The following is a 6,628-nucleotide window of genomic DNA, read 5'->3' on the forward strand; positions in this document are numbered from 1 at the left end:
CCGGTCAGACGACGCCGCGGTGCTGCAGGTACCGGAACATCCCGATCCCGGGGAGCACCGGCAGCCAGTAGGTCAGCAGCCGCGAGACGAGGGTGGCCGCGACGGCGGGGGCGGGGGCCACGCCGACGGCGATCATCCCGGCCACGAGCAGCGCCTCCACGGCACCGAGGCCGCCCGGCGTCGGGGCGATGTGCCCGAGGGTCTGGCCGACCACGAACACCACGAGCACCTCCAGCCACGGGAAGTGCGGGTCGAACGCGGCCAGGCAGGTGGCCAGGCCGAGCGCGGAGACCAGGTGGTAGGCAGTGGCGCCGCCGAACAGCTGCACGGCGCGCAGCGGCCGCCGGATCGCCGTCCACAGCTCGCGGACGACCTGCAGGCCGGGCCGCACGATCCGCCGTCGGCCCAGGGGTGAGCCGAGGAGGAGCCCGGCGACGACGAGGATCCCGGCCACGGCGCCCAACAGCGGCCAGCCCGTCGGGATCCGGATCCCGCCGAGGGTCCCGGTGATGCCCACCGCGAACACCCCGACGATGCAGATCACCGCGGACACGGCCCCGGTGGCCGCCAGGTTCAGCATGGTGACGCCCACGGCCAGCGAGCGGCGCATCCCCAGCTTCTCCATGAAGGCGATGTTGATGGCGAAGAACCCGACGCCGCCCGGGGTGGTGCGGCCGGTGAAGGCGGCCGCGACCTGCACCTCGACGGTGCGTCGGAAGGGGAGGTGGGTGTCGCAGGAACCCAGGAGCGACACGGCCGACATGACGATCGCGACCATGCCGGTGAACACGGCCAGCGCCAGCCACCACCAGTTGGCGCCCCGGAGCAGGGCCACCGTCTCCGGGATGTCGGCGAGCTGGGGCAGCAGCAGGTAGATCGCCCCGCCGAGGAACAGCATCGAGACCAGCGCGCGCGGCCGCACCGGCGACGGATAGCTGGGCAGGGGTCGCCCGATCCGGTCGGCCAGGGCCTCGCGGAGCTCGCTGAACAGGTAGTGGCCGTCGAGGATCTGCTCCCGCACCCCGCGGTGCAGGGCCAGCGGCTGCAGGTAGGCCAGGGCTGCCTCCAGCCGGTCCGCGGACAGGGTCCGGTGGGCGGCCTCCACGGTCCGGTCGACGCCGACCAGCGAGACGAGCGTGATGAGCACGTCGGCGAGGTCCTGGGCCAGGAGGGTCGGAGCGGCCCCGACCTGGCCGAAGGTGAAGTTCAGCAGCCAGGGGTCGCCCTCCGCGTCGACCAGGATGTTCTCGGCCTGCAGGTCGTGGTGGGCGATGTGGGCCCGGCCCAGGAGCGCGACCTGCGTGCAGACGGCGTCCAGGAGCCGGTCGTCGATCTCGGCGGGTCGCAGCTCGGCGAGCGGGCGCCCCTCGACCTGGCGGTGCACCAGCAGCGGTGAGCCGTGCTCGATCACGCACGCCAGCTCCACGTGCGGGGTCCGCACGCCCGCCTCCTCGGCCAGCAGCGAGACGTAGGCCTCGTGCTCGACCTCCTGGTGCGTGCTGGACAGCCGGGGGACGTCCTGGAGGTCGACCGGCGCGAGGAGCCGCCGGAGCCGGTACCAGGGCCCGGCCCGGCGGTGCAGCCGCTGCACCGCGCGCGCCCGCAGCACACGGCCGTCCCGCGTCGTGATCCTGAACCGGAGCGGGGCCAGCAGGTGGGGTCGGGTCTCGGTGATCGTCTCGGGACACAGCCCGGCGTCCTCGAGCGTCCGGCGCACGGCCTCGACCGAGGTCCGGCGGCCGGGGGCCCCGCCGACGAGGTGGGAGGCCGAGCCGGCGCCCCAGCCGACGACCGCTCCGGCGAACACCGCGAGCGGCAGCGCGCCCTGGTACACCTCGGCGAGCGCGACGGCGACCGCCACCACCCAGGCCGCGGAGGCGGCCTTGCGCGGGAGGTAGGGGGCGACGGCGGTGACCAGCGCCGCCGCGACGGCGGTGTGGGCCGCGGGGAAGGCGAACCCGTCCGACCCCGGGAGCCGCAGCGCGGGGGCGCCCGGCGACCCGGCCTGGTCCGCCAGCTCGGGCGGCACGGGCCGGTTGGCGACGAACCGGTCGAGCAACACCACCGCCAGCCACGCCACCACACCGGCGGCGACCAGCTGCAGCGCGGCCCGGACGTGCTTGAGGTACAGGGCGAGCGCCGCGGCCCCGGCCACACCGGCCCAGGTCCCGACCCACAGCAGCCCCGCGGCGGCCGGTGCCCAGCCGGCGGGCAACGCCTCGATCTGCGCGAAGATCGCCGACTCCACCGGGTTGACCGTGGGCAGGCCGGCCAGGAGCGTGCAGAGGACGACCACCGCGGCGGCGATCACCACGCGCAGGATGTCGCCGGGCCGCCGTCCGACGGAGAACCGCCGCAGCGCGTGGGAGCGGGCGCGGAGTTCCGGCGCGCCGTTCGGGGAGTCGGTCGCCGCGTCCTCCGGGGACGTCCCGGCCCGCGGGCCGGCGCCGTTGCCCGCCGGGTCCCCGCTGCCGTTCACGTCTCCCCGTTCCCCGGCGCGGCCCCCCGCGCGGGAGCCGGGCCGGTCCCCGACCCGCTCCCCGGTCCGGTCCGCTGCCCGGTCCCGGTCCCGGTCCTGCTCCCCGGTCCGGTCCGCTGCCCGGTCCCCGGTCCGGTCCGCTGCCCGGTCCTCGACCCGCTCCTCGACCCGCTCCTCGGCCCGTCCGGCCGTTCCGTCCTCGTCCACGCTCCCGACCCCGCTCCCGCGTCCGGCCCGGTCCTGCGGCGGCCCGGCGACCGTGCCGCCGGCACCCATGGCGTACCGCGACGAGTGTGTCCCCGGACGGGGCGGACCCCAACCGCGGAACGGGGGCTCTCCGCAACCGGTTCCCGGATCGCCTGCTCTGCGGGTGTCTCCGGGAGCGCCCGGTCGGCCCCGGGCCCATGATCGGCGGCGACCACGGCCTACGCTGGGCGCATGGCTCGAGTGCGGCCCGGGGAGGCCGCGAACCCCGCCCCGCCGACCGTGCAGCGCATCCGGGTGCGCTTCGCGAAGCGCGGACGGCTGCGGTTCCTGTCGCACCGCGACGTGGCCCGCAGCGTGGAGCGGGCGGTGCGCCGCTCCGGCGTCCCCGTGGCCCACTCGCACGGCTTCAGCCCGCACCCCCGGATCTCCTGGATCGGGGCGGCGCCGACCGGTACGGCCAGCGAGGCCGAGTACCTCGAGATCGGCCTGACCCGCGAGGTCGAACCGGAGGTCGTGCGTGCCGCGCTCGACGCCGTGCTGCCCGAGGGCCTGGACATCCTCGACGCCGTGGTCGCCGAGCCCCCGGCGCTCGCCGACCGGATCGACGCGAGCCTGTGGCGGATCGTGCTCCCGGGGATCTCGGAGCCGGCGCTGCGGGCGGCCCTCGACGCGCTCCTGGCGCGGGACACCCTCGTGGTCGAGCGGGTCATGCCCGCGGGCCGGCGGGAGATCGACGTCCGGGCCGCGGTCGTGTCCGCGACCGTCACGGCCTGCGACGATGCGGACCTCGCCGGGCCGCCGGTGGGTGACGCACCGGGCGGAGTCACCCCGGAACCGGCCGCCCCCGGTCCGGACTGTGCGATACTGACCGCGGTCGTACGGCAGACGACACCCGCTGTTCGACCCGACGACGTGTTGGGCGCACTCGACGTTGTCGCAGGCCTGAAGCCGCCGGTGCCCCCGAAGGCGACCCGGATGGCGCAGGGCCTGCTCGACGACCGGGGCCGCCTCGCCGATCCGCTCGGACCGGGCCGGGTCACCGCCCGGGCCTGACCGCCGCGGAGCGGTGCCGCCGCCGGCCCGGGGTGGGCCGGCCGGACACGGCGTCGAGTACCGCCGAGCGACCAGGATTGCCCGGCCCGCACCGCGGGACGGGAGAACGCGTGAGGCCCCTGCGCGGCCGCCCTCGAGGCGCCCGGGGGCGAAGGAGTTGAATGTCGAGCAACGATGCGCCCGCCGGGGGTACCGGCGGGCAGTTCTCCGTGTCGGAACTGCCGGAGAAGCTGCGTGTGCACGCCCTGGCCCGGCTGATCGGGCGGACCAGCAAGGAGGTCCTCGCGGCGCTCGCCGAGCTCGGCAACGCCGCGCGCAGCGCACAGGCCGGCGTCGACCGGAAGACCGCCGAGCAGGTCGTCACCACCCTGTTGGGTGAGCAGGCCGCGACCGGCGCGGGGAGCGGGACGACCACCGACAGCCGGGCCACCGCGCCCGAGTCGGACACGACCGAGGAGACCGCGGCACCCGAGACGGTGGAGGCCGCGGAGGCCGCCGCCGAGCAGGGGACCACCCCGGCCGCCGACGGACCCCCCGCCGCCGGGCAGCCCGCCGCGGACACCCCGGCCGCGCAGACGGACGGCCCGCTCTCCCCGGTCTTCGCGCCGCCCGCCCCGCTCTTCCAGGCCCCCGAGCCCGAACCCGCCGAGCCCGCCCGCGGCCGTCGCCGCAGGACCGCCGAACCCGCCGCCGAGCCGGCGGGGGCCGAGTCCACCGCGACCCCGGGCCGCACCGAGGAGGCCCCCAAGCCCCGGCGCAGCCGCCGCCGCTCGGGCAGGGCGGAGCCGGACGCCGCCGAGGAGGCCGCCGGGACCACCCCCGGGACCACCGTCGGGACCACCGCCGGGACCGACGAGGCCGCCGAGCCGGTCGACGCAGAGACCGCCGAGGAGACCGACCCCGCCGACACCGGGGACACCGCCGACACCGCCGACATCGGGGACGGCGAGGACTCCGACGAGGACGACGAGGCCGCGGGCCGTCGCCGTCGCCGCCGGGGCCGGCGCGGCCGGGGCCGTGGCCGGGGGGACAACGGCGAGGACGCCGACACCACCGACACCACCGACGCCGCCGACGGCGCCGAGAGCACCGACGGGGACGCCGAGGCCGAGGACACCGACGAGGGCGACGAGGACACGGACGAGTCCGACGAGGGCGAGGCCGGCGGCACGCGTCGGCGCCGTCGGCGCCGTCGTCGCCGCGGATCGGGCGACGCGTCGGACGAGCGCGCCGAGGACGACCCGCCGAACACCGTCACGAGGGTCCGTCAGGGCCGGGACAAGGACCGGGACCGGGACAAGGACAAGGACCGGGACAAGGACCGGGACTCCGGCGACGACGGGGTGCAGTCGGTCCGCGGCTCCACCCGGCTCGAGGCCAAGCGCCAGCGCCGCCGGGACGGCCGCGACGCCGGCCGCCGGCGCCCGCCGATCCTGAGCGAGGCCGAGTTCCTGGCCCGCCGGGAGTCCGTCGAGCGGTCGATGGTGGTCCGGCAGAGCGGGCCGCGCACCGAGATCGGCGTGCTCGAGGACGGCGTGCTCGTGGAGCACTTCGTCGCGGGGGCCGGCAACGGGTCCGCGGCGCAGTCCGCCCCGGCCTCGATGGTCGGCAACATCTACCTCGGCCGCGTGCAGAACGTGCTGCCCAGCATGGAGGCCGCGTTCGTCGACATCGGCCGCGGCCGCAACGCCGTGCTCTACGCCGGCGAGGTCGACTGGGACGCCGCCGGCCTCAACGGCAAGGCCCGCCGGATCGAGCAGGCCCTGAGCAGCGGCGACAGCGTGCTCGTGCAGGTCACCAAGGACCCGGTCGGGCACAAGGGCGCCCGCCTGACCACCCAGATCAGTCTGGCCGGCCGGTTCCTGGTCTACGTGCCGAGCGGCGGGGCGGCGGGGATCTCCCGCAAGCTGCCCGACGTCGAGCGCAAGCGCCTCAAGGACATGCTCAAGGAGATCGTCCCGGCCGACGCGGGCGTGATCATCCGGACGGCCTCCGAGGGCGTGAGCCACGAGGCCCTGGAGCGCGACGTCCGCCGGCTGCAGGCGCAGTGGGAGGTCGTCAAGGAGAAGGCCGAGAAGACCGGTCCGAAGGCGCCCAAGGCCCCCGCGCTGCTCTACGAGGAGCCGGACCTGCTGGTCAAGGTCGTCCGGGACCAGTTCAACGAGGACTTCTCGGCGCTGATCGTGTCCGGGGACGAGGCGTGGGAGACGGTGTCGAACTACGTCTCGCACGTGGCGCCCGAGCTCGCGGACCGGATGCACCGCCACGTCGGCCCGAAGGACGTGTTCGCCGAGTACCGGATCGACGAGCAGCTGCTCAAGGCGCTGGACCGCAAGGTGTGGCTGCCGTCGGGCGGCACGCTGGTGATCGACCGCACCGAGGCCATGACGGTCATCGACGTCAACACCGGCAAGTTCACCGGCTCCGGGGGCAACCTCGAGGAGACCGTCACGCGGAACAACCTGGAGGCGGCGGAGGAGATCGTCCGCCAGCTCCGGCTCCGCGACATCGGCGGCATCATCGTGATCGACTTCATCGACATGGTGCTCGAGGCGAACCGGGACCTGGTGCTGCGCCGGCTCACCGAGTGCCTGGCCCGGGACCGCACGCGCCACCAGGTGGCCGAGGTGACCTCGCTGGGCCTGGTCCAGATGACCCGCAAGCGGGTCGGCGGCGGGCTGCTGGAGCACTTCTCCACGCCGTGCGAGCACTGCCGCGGCCGGGGCGTGATCGTCTCGACGGACGGCGACCACGTGCACCCGGTGGACGGCGGCGGGGCCGGTGCCGGCGAGAGCGGTGGGCGCAAGCGCGGCCGGCGGCGCGGCGAGGACCGCGACCGCACCGAGTCGCCGCTGCCGAACGTCCGCACCGCCGCGGCGGCCGCCGCCG

The 6,628-nt window shown here is 76.2% G+C and carries 3 protein-coding genes; 2 read left to right on the top strand and 1 reads right to left on the bottom strand.

All coding sequences use genetic code 11. The features are described 5' to 3' along the window. Positions 1-4 precede the first annotated feature (4 nt). Entirely contained in the window at positions 5-2,686 is a 2,682-nt protein-coding gene (locus ACFQH9_RS07965) for a lysylphosphatidylglycerol synthase domain-containing protein (RefSeq protein ID WP_379565264.1), read from the bottom strand. A 231-nt stretch (positions 2,687-2,917) separates the two neighbouring features. Between ACFQH9_RS07965 and ACFQH9_RS07970 the strand changes: the two genes are divergently transcribed. Further along, positions 2,918-3,739 (top strand): TIGR03936 family radical SAM-associated protein, encoded by an 822-nt coding sequence (locus ACFQH9_RS07970; RefSeq protein ID WP_379565265.1) that lies wholly within the window; start codon positions 2,918-2,920, stop codon positions 3,737-3,739. A gap of 161 nt (positions 3,740-3,900) precedes the next feature. Beyond that, positions 3,901-6,628 (top strand): translation initiation factor IF-2 N-terminal domain-containing protein (locus ACFQH9_RS07975; protein ID WP_379565266.1); only part of this gene is annotated, 2,728 nt, incomplete at its 3' end.

Origin of the sequence: Pseudonocardia lutea, assembly GCF_042658055.1 — a bacterium.
Taxonomy (GTDB): domain Bacteria; phylum Actinomycetota; class Actinomycetes; order Mycobacteriales; family Pseudonocardiaceae; genus Pseudonocardia; species Pseudonocardia lutea.